We start from the raw sequence: 20,202 nt of genomic DNA on the forward strand, positions 1-20,202 counted from the left end.
CGATTTTGTGAGGTGATGAACATGAATGAGTTCATAGATGAGCGGAATAGAAGAGGCTGGTTCGAAAATATAAGAGGCCATTTACCGCAGCTCGTCATGTGCGGCGATTTTACGATCCGCGGCGGCTGGGAATTGGGGCCGCGAACAAATGACGATTACGAAATCGTTTATTTTCCGGCCGGGTCCGCTACGATTTATATCGCAGAAGACACTCCTTATGAGCTGGCCGATGCCTGTTTTATCTTCACACCTCGGGATACGGAGCATACTTACCGTTTTGCCGCGGGCAAGCCGGTCCGCCACCTGTTTGCGCACTTTACATGGCCGGAGGAGGCCAGTGCAGCCTGCAAACCTATTGCACCCGTTACCCTATTAACCGCAGCTCCGCAAATCGATCCGATGATCCGCCATTTAATCGGTTTGGCCGGCGAAATGCCGCCCGGCTGGCCGGAGCGGGCTGCTGCAATATTGTTCTCTCTATTACTGGAACTAAACGGGGCGTCGGCAGGGGGTACGAGCCAGAAGATATCTGCAACAAACGCTGTATCTCCAGCGGGGAAATCAGCTCTCCCTGCCCCAATGGCCAGGCAAGACATCCCTATACAAATCGCCCACTCCTTGCAATATATAGAAGAACATCTCCCGCAGCAATTGACCGTCAAGGAGCTGGCCGAGCTCGCCGGCTGGACGCATGAATATTTTACGCGCACTTTTGTCCGGCTCAAAGGACTTTCGCCGAAACGCTACATGCTGCAGCGACGAATAGAGCGCGCCTGCGATTTGCTTCGTTACCAAACGTCATCCGTCAAAGAAATCGCCTACCTCGCAGGCTTTCAGAGCGAGCAATATTTCAGCCGTGCATTTGTCAAAATCACCGGCATGAGCCCGGCCAAATTTCGCGAGCGTCATATGGACTTGCGGCTGTACAATTTGCATCTTGCGCCGCCGGCTGACATGATGACCTCTTATCCGCTGAACCGTTACTTTTTCGGTGCAAATACAGCAAATGCGGAACCCGCGGGCAATGCCGGCGAGGTCTAATGCGGCGGTCCAGTCACGCAGTATCGGACAAGGCCGATAAGGCCGATTCGGGCCGCGAGATCAAATTTGTACAATAGATGCACGGCTTATTCCATTTCCCGCGCCTTCTCCTTTTGCCATAATAAAGTCAGCAACGATTAATCGGACCTTTTTGGGGGAGGCTGGAAAATGATCAAATTTACCGGAATTGCCAGGCCGTATGAGCTGGGTAAATACAGCATCAGCGAAAACAGCGCTGCGCTGCAGCGGTACCGCTATATCCACGACGGGTTGCTGCGCGCTGCAGCCGGTCAGCTGCCGCGACGGGAAAATTGGGATTTGCGGCTGGCCATGTGCCGGCATATGTATGAGGATGCTGAAGCCGTAGAGTCATTCCGCTCGCGCATTCCTGAGCTGCGGACCTCCTCGGCCATCCTGTCGAAGGAGCCGGACCCGCGGCTATCGCTCATGTTCGATGAACTGGTGCACGCCCGGACGGATCTGGAATGGGCGGCTGCCGTCTATGAAGTAATCAAGCCTGCGCTGCTTGACACGTACCGGCTGCATGCAGCCAAGACTCAGCAGATTGTCGATCAGCCTACCATTCGCATTTTGCGTACGATAATACTGGATTTGGAGGAACAGGTCGCCTGGGGAAAAAGGCTGCTCACTGAATTAAGGGCGGCAGCAACAGAGGATGAGCAGGGACACGAGCATGAGTTTACAGCAGCAATCGCTTCCTATTTGCATGCCGCCGGCGGCGTTGCCGGAGAACTGCCCCGCGCGAGCGACCTGCCCCAGCGCAATCGTTCGCATACCGCCTACAGCTTGCCGCTTCGCTCCAGCCGGGACCCGCGTAAGATGGGACCGACAACCTGGGCGCGCACAAGCATTGCCAACCCGCCCGAAGATCCGGTGCAGCGCAGGCTGGTAATGACGATGCGCGTGCGCCAAGAGGAGATGACAGCCTGCGATCTGATCGCCGGTGTGCTTTACAGCCAGAAAAACATGCCTTGGTCGTTTTATCGCGACCTTGCCCGTCACATTTGGGATGAAGCGCGCCATGCCATGTTCGGTCAGGCTGCGCTGGAAGCTGATGGCCATGAGTGGATGTCACGCCCCCAGTATACGTCGGACTACGACATAAACGCCGAAAAAATCCCCCCCGCGCAGTACACATGGCTTAGTATCGGAATTGAGGAAGGCGCGATGGTGAGTCTGGGCAAAAAGAAAGAGTTCGAATGGTGCAGGGATGAGGCAAAACATCCGTTAATGGCGCAGTTTCAAGACTATGACTGGGCTGACGAAGTCGTTCATGCGAATCTCGGCCGCAAATGGACACCGGATTTAATGGGGGAAGACCTGCCCTTCATTCGCGAAACGGCGAAAAAAGAACTGCACCATTTCTTCAGCGAAGTGGATAAAGCCCAGCAGCAATTCGCCGCTGAAGAAACCGGCGGAATAACGTCTGGGTAAAGATTATTAGAGTAAAAACAGACGCACCGTTCCCGGCCCTTTATGGACCGATTGGTGCGTCTTTCGTCTTTTTTGATCATTTCATTACTGCGACGATTGCCAGCTCCTTTTTGCTACAAGGGATGGAGAGGATTTCAATCCACGCATCCGCATAGGATGCGACAGCGAATTTGAAGCAAAAACGGGCAGATTGCCTCTTTTTTGCGAACAAGATCGCATTAAACTCAAATTGAAACACGAGAAAAGGGAATTTTTGATCGATTTTTCGGTGCGAATCTCCCGGGAAAATCATGTTCACTTCACATTCGCACCATCCATTCTACCATCCTACAGTCGATCAGCACATTTCACTTTCTATTCTACCATTATAAACTCCCCCTTCGCTACGAAACCTTCATCCGCAACTAAGCATAATCGCTCCCCCAAATTTGCTCACTTGTACATATAGACCACCGCCAGAAATAATCCAGCCAGAACGGCCAGTCCGCAGACCGTTCTATAGCCCTGCCGCCTGTGTGAACGCCGAAATCCAATGCAACGATGAGATCAAGGGAGCCAGCCCAGGCAGCTAACGAACCTGACAACTAAGCTTGACCCACATCGGTTCCATGAAATTCCAGCAGACTATTTGTGGAGTAGAACCTGCTATTTAGGCGCTTTTAGGCAAACCATATTCATTGAGTATTTCCAACGAAAAACTTAATGTGGAATAAAAATCCTTAAAAACTCCTTTTAAGGAACGTGTAGAAGAACCCTCTTCACTATAGAAATCAGCTTTTTCGAAACAAAACACCTGATGGTAATCGTTTTCATCACCTTATTGTTCCATTATTGGATCAATTATTTTATTTCCATTTAATTGGAAGCGTTGTGGGGCAAGCTTAGTCCCTGGATTCGTTAAAAATTTCAGAAGCCCCATTTTACCCAAATAGCAATTGCAGGGTTCGTAAGAAAGGAACATCGGCCGATATCGCTTGTTCCCGCTCGCCCTCCTATGACCGGCACTACTATGTGATCCAAGCAACGCAGCACAAAGCAAAGCAAAGCTACATACAAATTAGCCGATTTTTTCGCTTACCTCAACGCCTGCGATCACCACCCAATCACCATTGGTCGTCTTATCCGATTTAATGCCCCTGCTCGTATGATCAACGCGGCATTCCTCCCGTTTTGGAATAGCGTATTTTGACTACAAAAAAAAGCAGCTGCCCGTCGGCTAGCCGCTTCTCCCTCCTGCACGCATTTCCCCGATTAACCGCTGCATTTCTTCCATGACCTGTTCCGATTGATGAAAAGCCTGTTTGGCAAGCAGGCCGATCTGCTGAGCACTTTCCCGATTTCCGCCAGCCGCGTGAAACAACTCGCCGAAAACGCCGGAAGCCTCGTCCACCGATGCTGCGCTCGCGGCCGCGTCCTGCTGCCCTTCCGCTACCAGCTGCACCGTCTGCTCCACCGCTTCGGCAATCGAGCGCAGCAGGCCGTTGATATCTTCCGCGGACTGCTTCGTTTGTGCTGACAGCTTCCGGATCTCGGCCGCCACGACGGAAAAGCCGCTTCCGTGCTCGCCGGCGCGAGCGGCTTCGATCGAGGCATTCACTGCCAGCAAATTGCTCTGTTCGGCCAATTCCCGGATCAGTTTCGATACGCTGCTGATCGCATCCGCTCTTTTTTGCAGTTCCGCGATTTGCTGCTCCTGGCGAATCGTCTTTTCCGCCAGCCGTTTGAACGCTACAGTCACTTTTTCCAGCTCGTTTTTTCCTTTATGAGTCAGATCGACCATCCCTAACGACATCTGTTCCCCGAATTGCGCCGCTTCGTGAACATTGACAACCGCCTTGTCGATCTGCTGCATCAGCTCATCCGTCCCTTTGATCGTGCTTATTTGCGACTGCAGGCTTTGTTGCTGCAGCATCCGCGACATCCGAAGCAGATCGGACATCGTCAGAACGCCCGCTATCCGGCCATGTTCGGTTATGATGACGCAATCATAAAGCGTCGACTCGTCACGGCCCATCGCTTTGTCGATCAATTCATGCGCTGACTCTGACAGCTCGATGATGAGCGGCTCGCGGTCCATCAGTTTTGCGATGGAACGTTCATAGTAGAGTTCCCGGCCAAAGCGGTGCGTCTGCAGCAGCGAAAGCCGGGATTTCATGACCAGTCCGACCGGTATGTTGCCTGCCTCGCAGACAATGGCGCACTCGCCTTCGCTTTCTTTCATTGCCAGAAACTGCTCAATCACTTCACGGCAGGTTTGTGAAGGGCTCACGATGAGCGCTTTTCGCAGGAAGTGTTGAATTAGCAGCGGTTCGTTTCCATGTTCAGCCTGCGACGTCCCCGTCCTCTGCAATTTTGTTCCAGCTGTCTCCGCAGCTTCTGCCGATTCCGCTGCCGGTTCTGCAGCCACAACCTTTCCTCCGCCAGGCCGTACCTTCTTTTCATTCAATATCGCAGACATGGTCATGAGTCGTTCCCCTTCCCTTTCTAAAAGCCTATTTCCTACACTTAATTATAGGTCTTTAGAATCATCGGAAAGATAACGCAATGTTAACGGAACGTTAGAAATGACGCAAATTGACAAAGAAACGAGGCTACTGCTTTGTTTTCCGTCTACTAAGCCAGAGCGGCAGACGGAAACACACATTGATCAAAAGGACGACAAAAACGAGCACAGCCGCCGCTTTCTCAGCAATTTCCGTTGCATCCGGGACGATCGCCTCCGATTGGACGTACCAGAGGTGAACCGCAAGCGTAGCTCCTGGAGAAAATAGATCGAAGTCCCACATTTCGCCTGAGGTCGAGACGCCGGCCGTCAAAATAATGACCGCACTTTCCCCAAACGCCCGGCCTGCTACCAGACAGATCCCGGTAATAATGCTGCTGGACGCCACCGGGATCAACACCCGGCGGATCGTTTGCAGATGAGTGCCGCCTAGGGCAAACGAAGCATGCTTCATCTCTTGCGGAACCGCCCGGATCGCTTCTTCAGTGACGCGTGTAAGCACAGGAAGATTGAGGAAGGCAAGGCTGACTGCGCCGCCAAGAATCGTAAGCCCGATTTCAAATGCCTCTACGAATATGGCAATTCCGAACAAACCGAAAATAATCGACGGCACCGAAGCCAAAGCTTCAACGCAAATTCGAATAAAAGCGATCAGCTTGTTGTCCGGAGCAAATTCGGCCAAGTAGATCCCTGCTGCCATGCCAAGCGGAATCGAAATAATTAGAGAAAGGATCAGCATATAAAAAGAGTTGAATAGCGTCGGACCAATCCCCCCTCCTTCCTCGATCTCGCTGGGCAGACCGTACAAGAAGCCGAAATCCAGCTTGGGCAATCCTTTTTCCAAAATAATAAACAACAGATAGCAAATCAGCAGAATGGCACAGATGCCAATCCCCCAGACAACTCCCGTAAACAGACGGTCATTCAGGCGGTTCAAGCTGCGGTTAGCTGCAAACATATTGACCGTTTGGTTGGCTTTGTTACTCATGAGGCCGCCCCTTTTCGTTGCAGGATTCGAATCAGCACGATCATCAACAGCGAGATGACCAGCAGCAAAAAGCCCATCATATACAGCGCATAGTTCCATGTGGAATCAAACGGCACATTGGCAATTTGCATGACGATATTGCTCGTCAGAACCGCAGTCGGCTTGAACAGCTCATCCGCAAGCTGGGGTGTATTGCCGATTACCATGACGACAGCCATCGTTTCGCCTATTGCCCGGGCCATGCCGAGTATGCCCGCATATAGAATCCCGCTGCGCGCAGCCGGCAGCACGACCTTGACAATGGTTTGGAACCGGCTTGCGCCGAGAGCATAGGAGGCGTCACGGTATTTTTTCGGCACGGCCGTAATCGCATCGTCGCTAATGCGGCTTATCGTCGGCAGTACCATGATCGTGAGGACAATGGCGGCAGCGAGCAGCCCGTCCCCCATGCTCGTTCCGGTTATATCCCGCAGCAGAGGGATCAGAATGGTCATTCCCAAAAAGCCGTATACAACTGAAGGAATGCCGACGAGCAAATCAAGCACCGGCCGCAGCATTGTCTTCAGCCAGGACGGCGTCATTTCGGCGAGAAAGACCGCGATCAGCACAGAAATCGGCACGGAGATGAGCATCTTGAGCGCCGTCAGCACAAACGTGCCAAAGATGAAAACCAGCGCCCCGTACTGATCGTTTTCCGGTACCCATTCTGTGGATAGAAAAAATTCAGACAAAGAGACTTCATTGAAAGTTAAGAGACCGGTTCTGCCCATAAAGAACAAGATCGAGAACAAGATGAGGCAGACGAAAACGGCACTCGACACACATACAATCCGAAAAGTCCGGTTATAAAAGGATAGTCTGGCCCTGCGGTCCAACGCTTTGCCGGAACGGGAATCAAGGCTTCTCCCCAGTTCTCCGGCCGCTGCCGCTCCGCCGGACGTTTGCGCCTCCAGCATGGCAAATCCCCCTCCAGAAAATATAAAAATACACACTTCAGTATCCGTTTCCCGCAAAAAAGCCAGCTTCGCGCCGGGTGCGCCGAGGCTGGCTATGCTCGCATTCCTGCTCCAAATTACTTATTTTTCATAGCGGAGATCGGAATAAATTTAAGCTTTTTCAGGGAACCGTTCTGGAACTCTTTGCTTTGGACATACTCGATAAAAGCTTTTACTGCGCCTTGCGGCTTGCCTTTGGTCATGTAATAGCCGTATGCCCATACTTTATATTTGCCGTTAATGACATTGTCTTCAGTCGGTGCATTGCCGTCAATGCTAACCGCACGCATTTTGTCCGTCACATAGACAAGGTCCATATAGCCGATCGCATTCGGAGTCGTTTCGATCGCTGTTTTCATGTCGCCGCTCGACTTCACTTCTTTGTAATTATCGCCTTTGCTCATAAAATCAGTGCCATTCAGTGCTTTCATTTGGAAGTTGACGCGCGTACCCGATCCGAATGCCCGGTTAACTACTACGATGTCCGCATCTTCGCCGCCAACGTCTTTCCAGTTTTTAACTTTGCCAGAGAAAATGTCTTGCAGCTGCTTTGTCGTCAGATTAGTGGCTTTAACATTTTTGTTGACGACAGCCGCGAACGGAATGACGGCTACTTTATTTGCTACCTGGCCGTCGAATGCTTTGAAGCCTGGTACATCGGTTGAAGCGTCCCAGTCGCAGGCGCCGATGTCTGCGATCCCTTTACGGACGGATTGCGGGCCGGTTACGGAACCTGCTGCAGAAGCGGAGATTTTCACTTTCGGGTTTTGTTTCTTGAACTCTTTGGCTGCTTGCAGTGTCAGCGGGAGCAAAGCAGAAGAACCATTAATTGTGATTTTGCCGCTCAGCTTGCTTGCGGCGCTCGCTCCGGAAATACTGCCAAATGCAACCGTAGCGGTCAGGACAGCGATAGTAGCCATTTTTAACCATTTCATATTGATCATGATCTCCTCTCGGATTATATAAGTTTAAAAATACAATGTAGTGATTCAACTTGCTTTACTTCGTCAGTTTTTTCCATTTGCCGTTGTTGTTGACCAACACCTGTCCATCCTGTACAATGGCGATCTGTTCAGCCGAAGTTGCAATTACATCCGTAACATCGGCGGAGACGCTGTACAGCTTTTTGACCGAGCCCGCTGCCGCATCCACTTCATAAATTGCCTGCCCGGCCCCTTCTTCCGCCAGCACGAACAGTTTGTCGCCAGCCATGACGGCTTGAGCCACGTCCTTGTCGCCAATGATCGTTTTGGCCGATTGGTCTTTCGCGACAGAAACGAGGGAAGAAGGCTTATTATCTTCAATATTGATAAAGAATGCCTTGCTGCCATCGGCAGCTGCGCCTACGAAAACTTTGTCATCCGAAGTTGAAGTCAGTTTGACCGGCTTGGCATCCTTTTCGGATGAATTGTAGGTATACACCTGCGGCTCCGTCCCCGACATGTCGATTGTTACATCATCCATGTCCACCGGCTGGTTGCTGTCGGCCGTTACGGCACCCGGTTTGATTACGGTATAGTAGAATTGCTTGCCGTCCGCCGATACGGCCAGATCTGCTTTGTAGTCCACTTTGTCTTCCAGCACCTTCGAGATTTTCCGCTCTCCCAGATCAAGCTTGGCAATTACACTCCCTTTATCGCCTTGCAGGAAATAGATTGCGGATTCATCCGCCGCCCAAACCAGTTCCGGCTTGATCGAGCTGTCTGCAGACACTTGAGTGGAAGATTTGCTCTCCAGATCGAGAACATAGATCGAACCGCTCTCATCCGTGTAGGCCGCTTTGCTGCCGCCCGGAGCGATAACCAGATCGGAAGCGCCTTCTGTGCGGAACAATTCGGCAAATTCTCCGGTAGCCGCATTCAGTTTGTAATCGATACGCCCTTCATCTGTAAGCGTGCTGACGATCAGCGAGCCGCCCTTTATCCAGTGCGGATTTTCCACATCCAGCAGTCTCTTCCCCGCATCGACCCATACTTGGCCTTGGCTGTCAATTTCTTGTTCGACACCGAGCGCTTCCAGAAATCCGTCGAGTTCAATGAAGAAGCTATTTTTCACATTGACGACTGGGGACTGCAGCTGCAGCGCCTCGCCGTCCACAATTGCCACGTTGGATGAATCCGTCAGTTGGATGGTACGGTCCTCAAAGTAGACGTTAATGCTGCCGTTCGCTTCCACTCCAAACATGGCGCCGGCCGCTCTGCCAACATCGCGCACTGAGACAAGTTTGGCACCGTTATAGTTGATAACGCGCACCGTTTTGGACTCGTCATTGACAAACAATGTGAATGATTGGATCTGAACGTTGGCAGACTTTGCTTCAGCGGCAGATACGGTGCTGGACACAGATACAGCCGCGGATGTGCTTAGTGCTGCTGCAAGTACGGAAAGCATTACCGTTTTCTTCATGGACATGGCATTAAGCCACCTTTCTCCTATTTTTCTTTTAGAGATTATGCAAAACATCTTTGATCTATCGCCCGGTCCGCTCCGTACCGGACTGCTTCCCTCCCATTGATGACCCGTGTTATGTACAAAACCGATTATAGAGCAGATTTGTAAACCGACTATAAAGGTATTATGTAAATATTGTTAATTCGGCTGGAAGCCGCTGGAATATAAATAGGCCGGAAGCGTTCTTCACGCTCCCGGCCTATTTGTCATCCAGCCATATCCTCGCTGCGAATTTCGGGGATTTTTAAACGCACAGCAGTTCCTTTATCAAGGCGACTGCTGATTTCCAGTCCGTATTGTTCGCCAAACACTAATTTAAGTCTTTGATTAACATTGGTTAACCCGATATGCTCCCCTATTTCCAAAAAATCAAATTCCATTGTTTGGTTCAGTTGATTCACCTGCTCTATAGAGATGCCCGATCCGTTGTCTTCAATTTGGATATACAGCACCTTGTCAATTAAGCGGCTGGAAAGGTAAATAAAGCCTTCTCCCCCAGCTGCGGCGGCTCCTTTTTTAAAGGCATGCTGCAAAATGTTCTCGATAAGCGGCTGCAGCCAACCCAGGAGTTGGTAGCCTCCTGATGCATAAACGAGCGGTAACGGAAGTCACGGCCGCTATTTTCGAATATTCGACCGATCTGAAATTGTAACGGAACTGTGCGCCGCTATTTGATGATGATGAGCACGATTTCGCAAGAAAACGCCCAATTAAGGTCGCTCAGATCCGTTAGATTTTCAAAAACGGGGGTTATTGGCGAAATAACGTCTGTGGCTTCCGTCTAGCTCTACATTAGGGCGATTCTGGAACCGAAAATCGTCCCGTTATGGATGACTTGTTAAAAAATCAAGCGCCATAACGGGACGATCCCGGCAAATTACCTACAACTCCACCATCGCCTTTATCACACCGGCATCCGGCTGCAACAGCTGCTCAAACCTCTCGGCCAGCGCATTCATTGGCACGCGATGAGTAATATAGCGCTCCGCATCAAGTGCACCTTCCTGCATAGCGGCGATTACTGCGGCAAAATCCTCAACCGTCGCATTGCGGCTCGCCAGCAAAGTCATTTCCCGCTTATGGAACTCAGGATCGTGAAAGGAAATATCCGCCTTGACCAAGCCGACGAATACGAGCTTGCCGCCATGCGCCACCCAGCGGAACGACTCCGACATCGACTCGGCATTGCCGGTCGCCTCAAACACAACTGTAGGCATCTCGCCGTCCGTCAGTTCTGCAAGCCGCGCCTGCGGGTCCTCTGCCGCTGCGTTGATCGTCGCGTCTACCCCCGCCCACTCGCGGCAAAAGGCAAGGCGGCTGTCCTTCACTTCCATCGCAATGACCCGTGCGCCCTGCCGCTTCGCCAGCGCCATCACGCCGAGGCCGATCGGGCCGCCGCCGATGACCAGCACATGATCGCCCTTGTCGATCTCTGCCCGCCTTACCGCATGAGCGCCGATACTGAACGGCTCCAGCAATGCCATCTGATCGAGCGTCATCCCGTTCGTGCAGATCAGATGGCTGGCCGGAACGATCATGCGCTCGCGCATGCCGCCATCAATATGGACGCCGAGCACCTGCATTTGCGTGCAGCAATTCGTTTTGCCTTTCCGGCAAGCGACGCATTGTCCGCAGGCCATGTAGGGAATAACGCTAACCTGGTCCCCAGCCTTGATCTTAAGGTCCTGAAGGCCAGCCGCCTCATCGCCGACAGCTTCAACGATCCCCGCCAGCTCATGGCCGAGTATACGTGGATAAGTGAAAAAGGGCTGATTGCCTTTGAAGGCATGAATATCCGTACCGCAAATGCCGACCCGGCGGACCCGGATCAGCGCCTCTTCTCCTGTCGGAGCGGGCGGCTCGTCAAGCAGCACATGCTCGAATGTGCCGATCTCCCGGCAGACGATCCCTCTCATGCTTATCCCCCCTGTTCCAGCCAGCTATAAAATGACGCCATCCTTGAAAATGGCAATTTCTCGAAAGTTGTTGCGCTCATTTTTCGTTTCATGCTCGCCTGAGGCAATCGCAATAAGCTGCTCCCACAGCTCGTCGGTAAGCTGCTCCATCTGTTTGCTTTCCACCAGCTCGCCAGCATTGAAATCGATCCAGTTCTTTTTTCGTCCTGCCAGCTCGCTGTTCGTCGATATTTTCACTGTCGGCACCGGCCCGCCGAACGGCGTCCCCCGTCCGGTCGTAAACAAGACGATGTGGGCGCCCGCCGCACTTAACGCCGTGACCGATACAAGGTCATTGCCCGGCGCTTCAAGCAGATTGAGCCCCTGCTTATGAACACGCATCCCATAAGGCACGACATCCACAACCGCAGCATGTCCGCCCTTTTGCGTACAGCCAAGCGACTTTTCCTCCAAGGTGCTGATGCCGCCATCCTTGTTGCCCGGAGACGGATTTTCGTAAATTTCCTGATCATGACGGATAAAATATTGCTTAAAATCGTTGATCAAATGGACGATTTGGCCGAACACCGCTTCATCTGCCGCCCGATTCATCAGAATCGTTTCCGCGCCGAACATTTCCGGCACTTCAGTTAAGATAGCCGTCCCGCTGGCGCCGATCAGCCGGTCGGATACCGAGCCGACAAGCGGATTGGCCGTAATGCCGGAAAAGCCGTCCGAGCCGCCGCATTTGAGACCCAGCTTCAGCCTGCTTACCGGCAGCGGCTGCCGCTTGAACTGCTGCGCATATTCGACCAGTTCGCCAAGCAGCTCCAGGCCGGTCTCCAGCTCATCCTCAACCGCCTGCGATTTCATAAAAAGAACGCGCTGCGGATCGTAGTCGCCCAACACTTCTTTAAACAGCTCAATCTGATTGTTCTCGCAGCCAAGGCCGACGATCAGCACGCCGGCTGCGTTCGGATGCTGTACCAGCGAAGCGAGCAGCTTCTGCGTATACTGCAAATCGTCGCCCAACTGCGAGCATCCGAACGGATGGGCAAAATGGTGAATCCCGTCCACCTTGCCGCCATACATCATGCTGCCACGCCTCGCCAGTGTATCGCAGGTTTTATTAATGCAGCCGACCGTATTAATAATCCAGATTTCATTGCGGATGCCCACTTCGCCACTAGCGCGGACATAGCCTTGAAAGGTGCGTCCAGCGAGCGGGCCCGCCGGCGGCAATACAGGATCAACCGGCTCATACGTATAATCGAGCAAGCCTTTCAGCCCGGTCCGCAAATTGTGGGTATGCACCCAACTGCCGCAGGGCAAATCCTGCTTCGCTCTACCGATGGAGTAGCCGAACTTCAAAATGTCCTCGCCTTGACGCACAGGACGAACGGCGATTTTATGCCCTTTCGGCACATCTTCGAGGAGCTCGATCGCCTCGGCAGCCGCACCTTCCAGCAGCTCGCCCTTCCGAAACGGGCGCAAAGCGATGATCACATGATCGCGTTCGTGCAGTCTGATCCACTCATTCATCTTGTCATCTCCTTCTCAAGCGCTGCCAGCTGATCCGCTACAGCCGCGACTAATCCGGCCTCAGCCGCCAAATCTCTGCCCCACACCTCGGAGCAGCCAAGCAGCTTCTCTGCAGCCACTCTATAATCAGGCGCGGCGGCTCCAGAACATGCAAAGGCCTCATGCCATGCCGAGCGCAGCCGCTCAATTGCGGCCGCATCGTCCTTCACCTGATAAGATGCGCCTCCCTGCAGCGCTGACCCGTAATAGCCGCCATCCGCAGCCTGTTCAACCTTATAGTAGCGCAGCAAGCCGGCAAAGCCGCGAACAAGCCGCTCAGGCACCGGCGCTCCTTGATCGAGATAGGCTGCAATCGCCGGAAGCAGCCGCACCGTAAATTTGCTCAGGCTGTTCATCGCAATATCGGACAGGCGATGGCGGATATACGGATTGCGGAACCGCTCGAATACGTCGGCCGCATACGCCCGCAGCTGTTCGGCCGGAAGCGGGAGCTGCGGAATAATGTCCTGTTCGACCGTATCGCGGATAAAAGCGCCGAGCTGCTCATCCTCCATCACTTCCCGCACTTGCTCCTTGCCGAGCAAAATGCCGAGCGGCGTCATTAGCGTATGAGCGCCGTTCAAAATCCGCACCTTGCGGAGCTGGTAGGGCTGCAGCTTCTCCACCCACTGCACGTTAAGCCCCGCCTTGCGGAACGGCAAGATGTCATCCAGCGCCGGCTCGCCTTCAATTGCCCAAAAGTGATACGGCTCGGCCGTATTGAGCAGCGCATCGCGATAGCCCCATTCCTCGAACCACGCCTCGGCCTCATCATCGGGATAGCCTGTTACGATGCGGTCAACCAGCGAATTCAGAAAGCGGTTATGGCGGACGACCCACTCCCGAAAAGCTTCCGGCAGCTGCCAATCGGCACAATATTGCAGCACGCAGCGCTGCAGTTCATCGCCGTTACGCTCCAACAGCTCGCAGGGAAGCAGCAGCAGCCCGGCATCTGCAGCGCCATTGAAGGTTTTATAGCGGCGGTACAGCAATAATGTTATTTTTCCGGGGAATGAAGCGACCGGCTCGCCCTCACGCAGCTCCTCCGGCTGATAGCTTAGGCCAGCCTCTGTCGTATTGGAGACGATCACCTGCAATTCCGGACGTTCGGCGATTTGCAGAAAAGCCTGCCACTGCTCGTACGGATCGATCATTTCCGAAAAGACCGAAATAATTTCGCTGCGCTCTACCTGCTTGCCCAGCTCCATACCGCGGGTAACAAGCGTGTACAGCCCATCCTGCGCGCGCAGCGCATCCAGCTTCTTTTTGCCTGAAGGACGGGGCTGCGATACCGCAATGCTGCCTTCATACAGCCCCTGCCGCCGGCATTCATGAATCATCCAATCGACAAATCCGCGCAAAAAATTGCCTTCGCCGATTTGCAGCACTGTAACGGGCCCGGCTCCAGCCTGCGCCGCCGGCAGCTGATTGCGGTTCAATAGCTCCTTCATGCCAATTCCCCTCCCTCTCCCTTGCCCTAAAGAGGCTCTATAATTTGTAAAAGGTTTTTGCATTCAAGCCATAAACGGCCGCCTTCTCCTCCGCAGTCCATGAAGCCGGGAGCAGCTGATCCAGCAGCGCCACAACCTCGCTGTATTCCGCGGCCAGCAGACATACCGGCCAGTCGCTGCCAAACAGCAGCCGCTTCGCGCCGAACAAGTGAATGACATGCCGGACATACGGAATAAAGTCGGCCGCCTGCCAGCTGTCATGATCCGCCTCTGTCACCATGCCGGACAGCTTGCAATAAACATTCGGATGACTGGCGATTTTCGCCATTTGCGTCATCCACGGCTCCAGCGTCCCTGCTGCAATTTGCGGCTTGGCAATATGATCGATCACAGCCCGCAGCCCAGGGACCTGCTCCAGCAGTTGGACAACAACGTCAAGCTGATCTGAACGCATCAGCAGATCGACCGGCACATCAAGCCCGGCAAAATAAGTAAGCGCTTCAGTCACATGCGGCTGCAGCACCTCGCGCGCGTCCGTCATCTCTTGAATCATGACGCGAAAGCCGACAAACTTCGGGTGGCTGCTGAATTGCTCGTAATGCCCCCGATAGTCCGGATCGTGCAAATCCAGCCAGCCGACTACGCCGATAATCGATTCCTCCGCATCGCTCAGTTCCAGCATATATGCCGTTTCCTCGTGCGTTGCTGCCGCCTGCACGACGATCGTGCCGTCCATTTGCTGCTCCCGCAGACGAGGGAGCAGATCCGCCGGCAAGTAATCGCGATACAATACGCCGGAATCGGGCGTCAGCCATCCGTAATCGCCGCGGGCGAGCTTCCAGTAATGCTGGTGTGCATCAATTCTCATCGCAGGCTAGCCCTCCTTGATAACGCCTTTTTTCAAAATAATATTGGCATACTGGGTGCTCTCCCCTGTCGCTACAACCGCATAAGCCTTGCTTGCCCGCTCATAGAAGGCAAAGCGCTCCTCGAACTCGAAAGGCTCGGCGACATCGGAATGCTTGGCTATAATCGCTCTATATTCCTCCCAGATCGGCGTTTCGACCTGATCGCCGGGAACACGCTCCATCAGAGCGGCCGGATGCGCTACATATTGATCCAGCGGGAACAACTGCATAATCCCCTCCAGCAGCACCGGAATCGGGTGCCCGTCGCAGCGGACCAGCCGCCGCGCAGTGCTCGCTGCCGGGAAATTAGCGTCAGCGAGCACAATTTCATCGCCATGCCCCATTTCCATCAAAATTTTCAACAGCTCCGGCGATATATATTTTGAAATCCCAATTAACATGGTGATTCTCATCCTCTCATTTACTATTGCTTCTATTGTATCAACACAATATCAATCTTTAAAATAGCGTAATCATGCAATTTTATACTCTATTTTGATATAATGAAACAAATACTCAATATCAAAGGAAGCGATTCACTTGAATCCTGTACGCAAACATTTTGAGGCGGATTCCCCCTTCCCGCTCGCTTTCGTCTACAAAGATACAAAAAGCTCGCAAAGCGAGCTTCCGGACCATTTGCATGACTGGTATGAGCTTGTGTATGTATACCGCGGCAAAGGCACCTTTTTTATCGATCAAACGCTGTACAGCATGGAGGCCGGCAATCTGTTTTTTATTCCCGGCAATACGATTCACCGCGCTTTTCCCGATGCGATCGACCCGGTAACCTCCACCGCCCTTTTTTTCAGCCCGTCCGTGATGCAGCAAACTTATCTCGGCGAGTCCGTTACGCTGCTGGGCTGCTTCGAGATGGCCAAGATCAGCAAAAATTACAAGCTTCCAGCCGACGCCGCAGAGCGGCAATTTGCCGAGGCGGCGCTTGACAGCGTGCAGGAGGAGCTGCAGCGCGCGCAAGCCGGCCACCGGCTGGCCGTACTCCTGCAGGTTCAGCAGCTGCTGCTGCGGCTGACCCGCACCATGCTGCCCGGCAGCAGCTCCGCCATCGCCGCCGGGACAATCGGGCCGCAATGGATGAAGGCGATGCTCGCCAATCTCGACAAGCGGCTGGAGGAGCAGCTGAGCCTTGCCGCGCTGGCGCAGCAGGCGAATGTGACGCCGGCTCATTTTTCCCGCGTCTTCAAGCAATTGACCGGAATGACGGTGACCGAATATGTGACGACGAAGCGCATTATACGCGCCAAGGAATTGCTGCTGGAATCCGACGATTATATCAGTCAGATCGCTGAGCGGTGCGGCTTCGAAAGCTTGCCGCATTTTCACCGCATGTTCAAAAAAATTGCCGGCACGACGCCGGCCGCCTTCAAAAAGAGCTTCAGCCGTTAAGCGCCGGCATTCATCGCCCCTTGCGAATGCAAATAAAGCTGCTCGTAATAGCCGTGCATGCCAAGCAATTGCGGATGCGAGCCCTCCTCGACAACCGCCCCCTGCCGCATGACCAAAATGCGGTCGGCCTGCATAATCGTCGAAAGCCGGTGGGCGATGACCAGCGTCGTCCGCCCCTTGGAGACGATATGCAGCGCGCTCTGAATCAGCTGCTCCGTCTGTGAATCCAGGTTGGCAGTCGCTTCGTCCAATATAAGAATTTGCGGCTGGAACACGATGATCCGCGCAAAGGAAATCAGCTGGCGCTCGCCGGCCGACAGGCCGCTGCCCCGCTCCGACAAACGGGTATCGTAGCCGTCCTTCAAGTTCCGGATGAGCGCATCGGCCCCGACGAAGGCGCAGGCGCGTTCCACCTCCTCGCGCGAAATCGCCGGATCGAACAGCCTGACATTGTCAAGGATGCTGCCGGAATACAAGTACGGCTCCTGCTGCACCAGTCCAACCAGACGCTGCAACTCTGCCTGCGCAAGCTCGCGGATATCGACGCCGTCGATCATGACCGCTCCCTGCTGCACATCATAAAAGCGGCAGAGCAGGCTGATCAGCGTGCTTTTGCCCGCGCCGGTCGTGCCGACAATGCCGACCATCTCCCCTGGACGGATATGCACATTCAGGCCGGTCAGAATCGGCTGCTGCGGATCATAGCCGAAGGTGACATCGCGAAAATCGATTTGCCCGTGCACCTGATCGGCCGCCAGGACGACAGGCTCCTCCGGGTCGCGCACCTCCGGCTTCAAGGCGAAGATCGCCCAAATGCGCTGGACGGAAACGTTGGTAGCCTGCAGCGTGTTCCACTGCTGCGTAATGGCATTGATTGGCTGGAAAAACAAGCGGATATACGTAATAAAAGCATACAGCACGCCAAACTCCATCGTCGTGTCGAAGACCGCCATTCCGCCGATCCAGGTCACAAAGGCGATCGACAAATTGCCCAGCAGATCAAACGAGCGGTTGAACAGCACATTCGTGCGGATTTCGCGCAAATTGGCCCGAAAATAAGAATCGTTGCGGTCGGCAAACTGCCGCTGCTGCTCCTTCTCCTGGTGAAACACCTGAATCAGATTCATGCCCGCCAGATTTTCTGCGACAAAAGCGACAAGCCGGGACAGCTGCGTCCGCGACATTTGATACGTTTTGCGCATATAAGTTCGAAAGCTGACCGCAATGATCGCGATAACCGGCAGCAGGATCATGCAGTAGCCCGCAAGCTCGGCATCCAGATGGAACATCAGCGCAATAATGAAAAGCAGCGTGAGGCCGTCACGAACGACGCTAAGCAGCACCTGGGTAAAAAACTGGCTGACAGTCTCTGTATCGCTTGAAACATTCGTAATGAGACTGCCGCTCGGCACCCGGTCAAAATAAGACATCGACAGCTTGGAAATATGTTCAAACAGCTCCTTGCGCAGGCGGGCCACGATGCTTTGCCCGGCATACTGCAGCAAATTGTTTTGCCAATAGCTGAACAGCAAACCGCTAACCGAAAGCAGCAGGAACGCGCCGCAGATGAGCAGAATAGTGCCAAAGTCGTTTTTTCCGGCCATCAAATTGTCATCGATGGCGATTTTCATCAAATAAGGCTGCAGCAGATCAGCGGCGATCGCGATAACAGCACAGCAGACTACCAGCAAAAAGGTACGGCGGTGCGGCCGCGCATAGCGCAGCAAGGTGCCGAACTGCTGCTGCTCATTATGCTTCTTCGGCATATGCGCTCCCCTCCTCCTGTATGGAATGAAGCGTGTGGTAAATTCCGTCGCAGGCGAGCAGCTCCTCATGCGTCCCGCGCTGCACAATCTCCCCTTTATCGAGCACAATAATGAGATCCGCATGCTTCAGCGCACTGATCCGATGCGCGATGATCAGCGTTGTCTTGCCGCGGCGCTTCTGGCGGATGGTGCGGATAATATCGGTTTCCGTCACCGCATCGACCGCGCTTACACTATCGTCGAGGATAAGCACAGGCGCATCCTTAATAAGACCGCGCGCGAGCGATGTCCGCTGGCGCTGCCCGCCGGACAGCGTAATGCCCCGCTCTCCCAGCTTCGTCTCGAATTGATCGGGAAAGCTGACGATGCTCCCGTAAATTTGCGCCTGCCGCGCGGCGTCCTCCACCTTCTTCAGCTCGGAATCCCGGCGGTAAAAGGCAATATTGTCGCGGATTGTCGTACTGAACAAAAAGCCGTCCTGCGGCACATACGCCACCTGGCTGCGCAAGCTTTCCAGCGACAGATCGCGAATGTCGGCATCGCCGAACTTGATGGCACCTGCCGGCGGATCGTAAATGCGAAGCAGCAGCTTGACGAGCGTCGTTTTGCCGCTGCCGGTTTTCCCGACAATGCCAACCGTCTGTCCCGGCTCAATATGCAGGTCGATATGATGCAAAGCCTCATCAGCCGCACCGGGATAAGCGAAGGACAGATCGCGAATATGCAGGCCGCGCTGATGCAAATTGACCGACCTTGCATTTGCAGCCTCCTGAATGTCGCCTTGCCGGCCCAGCAGCTTGTTGATTCGCTCCAGGGAAGCGCGGGAGCGCTGCATCGTATTGATCACATTGCCGATTTGCTGCAGCGGCCCGACCATCATCCTGATGTACAGCGTCAAAGCGACAAATTGCCCGAGCGACAGCTGAGCGCGGATCGTCAAATAGCCGCCAAATAACAAGGTCACGATAATCGAAATGGCGCCAAGAAAAGGAATCATCGCTTGAAAAAAGGAAGATATTTTGACCAGCAGCAATTGATCGTCGCGTATCCGGTCAACCGTCTCGCCAAACCGCCGGCGCATAATCGGTTCAACCGCAAATTTCTTGGTCACCCGGATACCGCCGAATTGTTCCTCCGCCGATTCCGTCATTTTTCCGAGCGATTCCTGCACCACGCGCGAGCGCTGGCGGATAATGGGGCCGACGCGGGTCACTACAAAGGGAATAATCAATAGTGGAGCCATACAGATGGCGATCAAATAGAGTGGAATATTACTGACTAACATCATAATAAGCGAAGAGAAAATGAGCATGCCGGCATTTACGGTCTGATTGATCCCCATCGAGATCGATTCCCGTACAGCCTTGACATCATTCATCACGAAGCTGAGCAGCTTGCCGACTCCATGCTTGGAGTAATATTGCTCATCCAACGTCGTAAAATGGACGAACAATCTGTTGCGTGTGTAGTACTCGAAGCGTCTGCCGAGACGCATAATCATATACTGCCCGACCCCGGCCAGCAGGCCAAACCCTAGCCCAATGCCCAGCAGCCACACACTGTAATCGATAATTGCCTGCCTCGTCAGCTGCTCCCGCTGCAGCTCATCCGTAAAGCGGCCAATCACCTGCGGAAAATAAGACTGAATAACATTGGCCGTCATCGTCAATAGAACAGCACCTAAGTACCAAAACTGATTTTTTCTCACATAATTGTAAAGCAGACGCTGTGATTGCAATCCGATCACTTCCTATTTTTAAC

16 protein-coding genes are annotated in these 20,202 nt (G+C 53.5%); 3 read left to right on the plus strand and 13 right to left on the minus strand.

Going from position 1 to position 20,202, the window contains the following annotated elements; all coding sequences use genetic code 11:
* Positions 1 to 21: 21 nt before the first annotated feature.
* Both ACFQ0N_RS10485 and ACFQ0N_RS10490 read left to right on the plus strand, forming a co-directional pair.
* Positions 22 to 1,041, plus strand: a complete 1,020-nt coding sequence (locus ACFQ0N_RS10485; protein WP_379325622.1) for a helix-turn-helix domain-containing protein — start codon at positions 22 to 24, stop codon at positions 1,039 to 1,041.
* A 168-nt stretch (positions 1,042 to 1,209) separates the two neighbouring features.
* A complete protein-coding gene (locus tag ACFQ0N_RS10490) occupies positions 1,210 to 2,496 on the plus strand; it encodes a hypothetical protein (RefSeq protein WP_379325624.1) in 1,287 nt (428 codons plus the stop codon).
* Between the two features lie 1,216 nt (positions 2,497 to 3,712).
* Here ACFQ0N_RS10490 and ACFQ0N_RS10495 read toward each other — a convergent pair.
* The 11 genes from ACFQ0N_RS10495 to ACFQ0N_RS10545 form a co-directional block, all read right to left on the minus strand.
* A complete protein-coding gene (locus ACFQ0N_RS10495) occupies positions 3,713 to 4,960 on the minus strand; it encodes a methyl-accepting chemotaxis protein (protein WP_379325626.1) in 1,248 nt (415 codons plus the stop codon).
* 127 nt (positions 4,961 to 5,087) lie between these two features.
* Positions 5,088 to 5,987, minus strand: a complete 900-nt coding sequence (gene pstA, locus ACFQ0N_RS10500; protein WP_379325628.1) for a phosphate ABC transporter permease PstA — start codon at positions 5,985 to 5,987, stop codon at positions 5,088 to 5,090.
* A complete protein-coding gene (gene pstC, locus ACFQ0N_RS10505; RefSeq protein WP_379325630.1) occupies positions 5,984 to 6,943 on the minus strand; it encodes a phosphate ABC transporter permease subunit PstC in 960 nt (319 codons plus the stop codon). Before pstC ends, pstA begins: the two co-directional genes overlap by 4 nt.
* A 116-nt stretch (positions 6,944 to 7,059) precedes the next feature.
* Complete coding sequence (locus ACFQ0N_RS10510) at positions 7,060 to 7,917, minus strand: phosphate ABC transporter substrate-binding protein (protein ID WP_379325632.1); 858 nt, start codon at positions 7,915 to 7,917, stop codon at positions 7,060 to 7,062.
* Positions 7,918 to 7,981: 64 nt separating this feature from the next.
* Positions 7,982 to 9,394, minus strand: a complete 1,413-nt coding sequence (locus ACFQ0N_RS10515) for a stalk domain-containing protein (protein ID WP_379325635.1) — start codon at positions 9,392 to 9,394, stop codon at positions 7,982 to 7,984.
* 245 nt (positions 9,395 to 9,639) lie between these two features.
* On the minus strand, positions 9,640 to 9,999 hold the full coding sequence (locus tag ACFQ0N_RS10520) for a sensor histidine kinase (RefSeq protein ID WP_379326021.1): 360 nt from the start codon (positions 9,997 to 9,999) through the stop codon (positions 9,640 to 9,642).
* A gap of 315 nt (positions 10,000 to 10,314) precedes the next feature.
* Positions 10,315 to 11,349, minus strand: coding sequence for a zinc-binding alcohol dehydrogenase family protein (locus ACFQ0N_RS10525; protein ID WP_379325637.1), 1,035 nt, complete (start codon positions 11,347 to 11,349; stop codon positions 10,315 to 10,317).
* Between the two features lie 24 nt (positions 11,350 to 11,373).
* Positions 11,374 to 12,870, minus strand: coding sequence for a UxaA family hydrolase (locus tag ACFQ0N_RS10530; protein WP_379325639.1), 1,497 nt, complete (start codon positions 12,868 to 12,870; stop codon positions 11,374 to 11,376).
* The gene (locus ACFQ0N_RS10535; RefSeq protein WP_379325641.1) at positions 12,867 to 14,360 is read right to left on the minus strand and encodes a tagaturonate reductase; all 1,494 of its coding nucleotides are present in this window, start codon (positions 14,358 to 14,360) and stop codon (positions 12,867 to 12,869) included. Before ACFQ0N_RS10535 ends, ACFQ0N_RS10530 begins: the two co-directional genes overlap by 4 nt.
* Positions 14,361 to 14,397: 37 nt before the next feature.
* A complete protein-coding gene (locus ACFQ0N_RS10540; RefSeq protein WP_379325643.1) occupies positions 14,398 to 15,228 on the minus strand; it encodes an amidohydrolase family protein in 831 nt (276 codons plus the stop codon).
* A gap of 6 nt (positions 15,229 to 15,234) precedes the next feature.
* Positions 15,235 to 15,669, minus strand: coding sequence for an RbsD/FucU family protein (locus ACFQ0N_RS10545; RefSeq protein ID WP_379325645.1), 435 nt, complete (start codon positions 15,667 to 15,669; stop codon positions 15,235 to 15,237).
* Between the two features lie 139 nt (positions 15,670 to 15,808).
* On the opposite strand from ACFQ0N_RS10545, the gene ACFQ0N_RS10550 reads away from it, so the two are divergent.
* The gene (locus tag ACFQ0N_RS10550; RefSeq protein WP_379325647.1) at positions 15,809 to 16,675 is read left to right on the plus strand and encodes a helix-turn-helix domain-containing protein; all 867 of its coding nucleotides are present in this window, start codon (positions 15,809 to 15,811) and stop codon (positions 16,673 to 16,675) included.
* Here the strand turns inward: ACFQ0N_RS10550 and ACFQ0N_RS10555 are convergent.
* Both ACFQ0N_RS10555 and ACFQ0N_RS10560 read right to left on the minus strand, forming a co-directional pair.
* Positions 16,672 to 18,441, minus strand: a complete 1,770-nt coding sequence (locus ACFQ0N_RS10555) for an ABC transporter ATP-binding protein (RefSeq protein WP_379325650.1) — start codon at positions 18,439 to 18,441, stop codon at positions 16,672 to 16,674. The genes ACFQ0N_RS10550 and ACFQ0N_RS10555 overlap by 4 nt on opposite strands.
* The gene (locus tag ACFQ0N_RS10560) at positions 18,425 to 20,179 is read right to left on the minus strand and encodes an ABC transporter ATP-binding protein (RefSeq protein WP_379325652.1); all 1,755 of its coding nucleotides are present in this window, start codon (positions 20,177 to 20,179) and stop codon (positions 18,425 to 18,427) included. The genes ACFQ0N_RS10555 and ACFQ0N_RS10560 overlap by 17 nt, the downstream gene beginning before the upstream one ends.
* Positions 20,180 to 20,202 lie beyond the last annotated feature (23 nt).

The sequence above is a fragment of the Paenibacillus sp. GCM10027626 genome (assembly GCF_042676285.1).
Classification (GTDB): domain Bacteria; phylum Bacillota; class Bacilli; order Paenibacillales; family Paenibacillaceae; genus Paenibacillus_Z.

Coding starts and splice junctions, on each gene's coding strand:
- ACFQ0N_RS10485 (WP_379325622.1), top strand. CDS start 22: ATGAATGAGTTCATAGATGAGCGGAATAGAAGAGGCTGGTTCGAAAAT.
- ACFQ0N_RS10490 (WP_379325624.1), top strand. CDS start 1,210: ATGATCAAATTTACCGGAATTGCCAGGCCGTATGAGCTGGGTAAATAC.
- ACFQ0N_RS10495 (WP_379325626.1), bottom strand. CDS start 4,960: ATGACCATGTCTGCGATATTGAATGAAAAGAAGGTACGGCCTGGCGGA.
- pstA (WP_379325628.1), bottom strand. CDS start 5,987: ATGAGTAACAAAGCCAACCAAACGGTCAATATGTTTGCAGCTAACCGC.
- pstC (WP_379325630.1), bottom strand. CDS start 6,943: ATGCTGGAGGCGCAAACGTCCGGCGGAGCGGCAGCGGCCGGAGAACTG.
- ACFQ0N_RS10510 (WP_379325632.1), bottom strand. CDS start 7,917: ATGAAATGGTTAAAAATGGCTACTATCGCTGTCCTGACCGCTACGGTT.
- ACFQ0N_RS10515 (WP_379325635.1), bottom strand. CDS start 9,394: ATGTCCATGAAGAAAACGGTAATGCTTTCCGTACTTGCAGCAGCACTA.
- ACFQ0N_RS10525 (WP_379325637.1), bottom strand. CDS start 11,349: ATGAGAGGGATCGTCTGCCGGGAGATCGGCACATTCGAGCATGTGCTG.
- ACFQ0N_RS10530 (WP_379325639.1), bottom strand. CDS start 12,870: ATGAATGAGTGGATCAGACTGCACGAACGCGATCATGTGATCATCGCT.
- ACFQ0N_RS10535 (WP_379325641.1), bottom strand. CDS start 14,360: ATGAAGGAGCTATTGAACCGCAATCAGCTGCCGGCGGCGCAGGCTGGA.
- ACFQ0N_RS10540 (WP_379325643.1), bottom strand. CDS start 15,228: ATGAGAATTGATGCACACCAGCATTACTGGAAGCTCGCCCGCGGCGAT.
- ACFQ0N_RS10545 (WP_379325645.1), bottom strand. CDS start 15,669: ATGTTAATTGGGATTTCAAAATATATATCGCCGGAGCTGTTGAAAATT.
- ACFQ0N_RS10555 (WP_379325650.1), bottom strand. CDS start 18,441: ATGCCGAAGAAGCATAATGAGCAGCAGCAGTTCGGCACCTTGCTGCGC.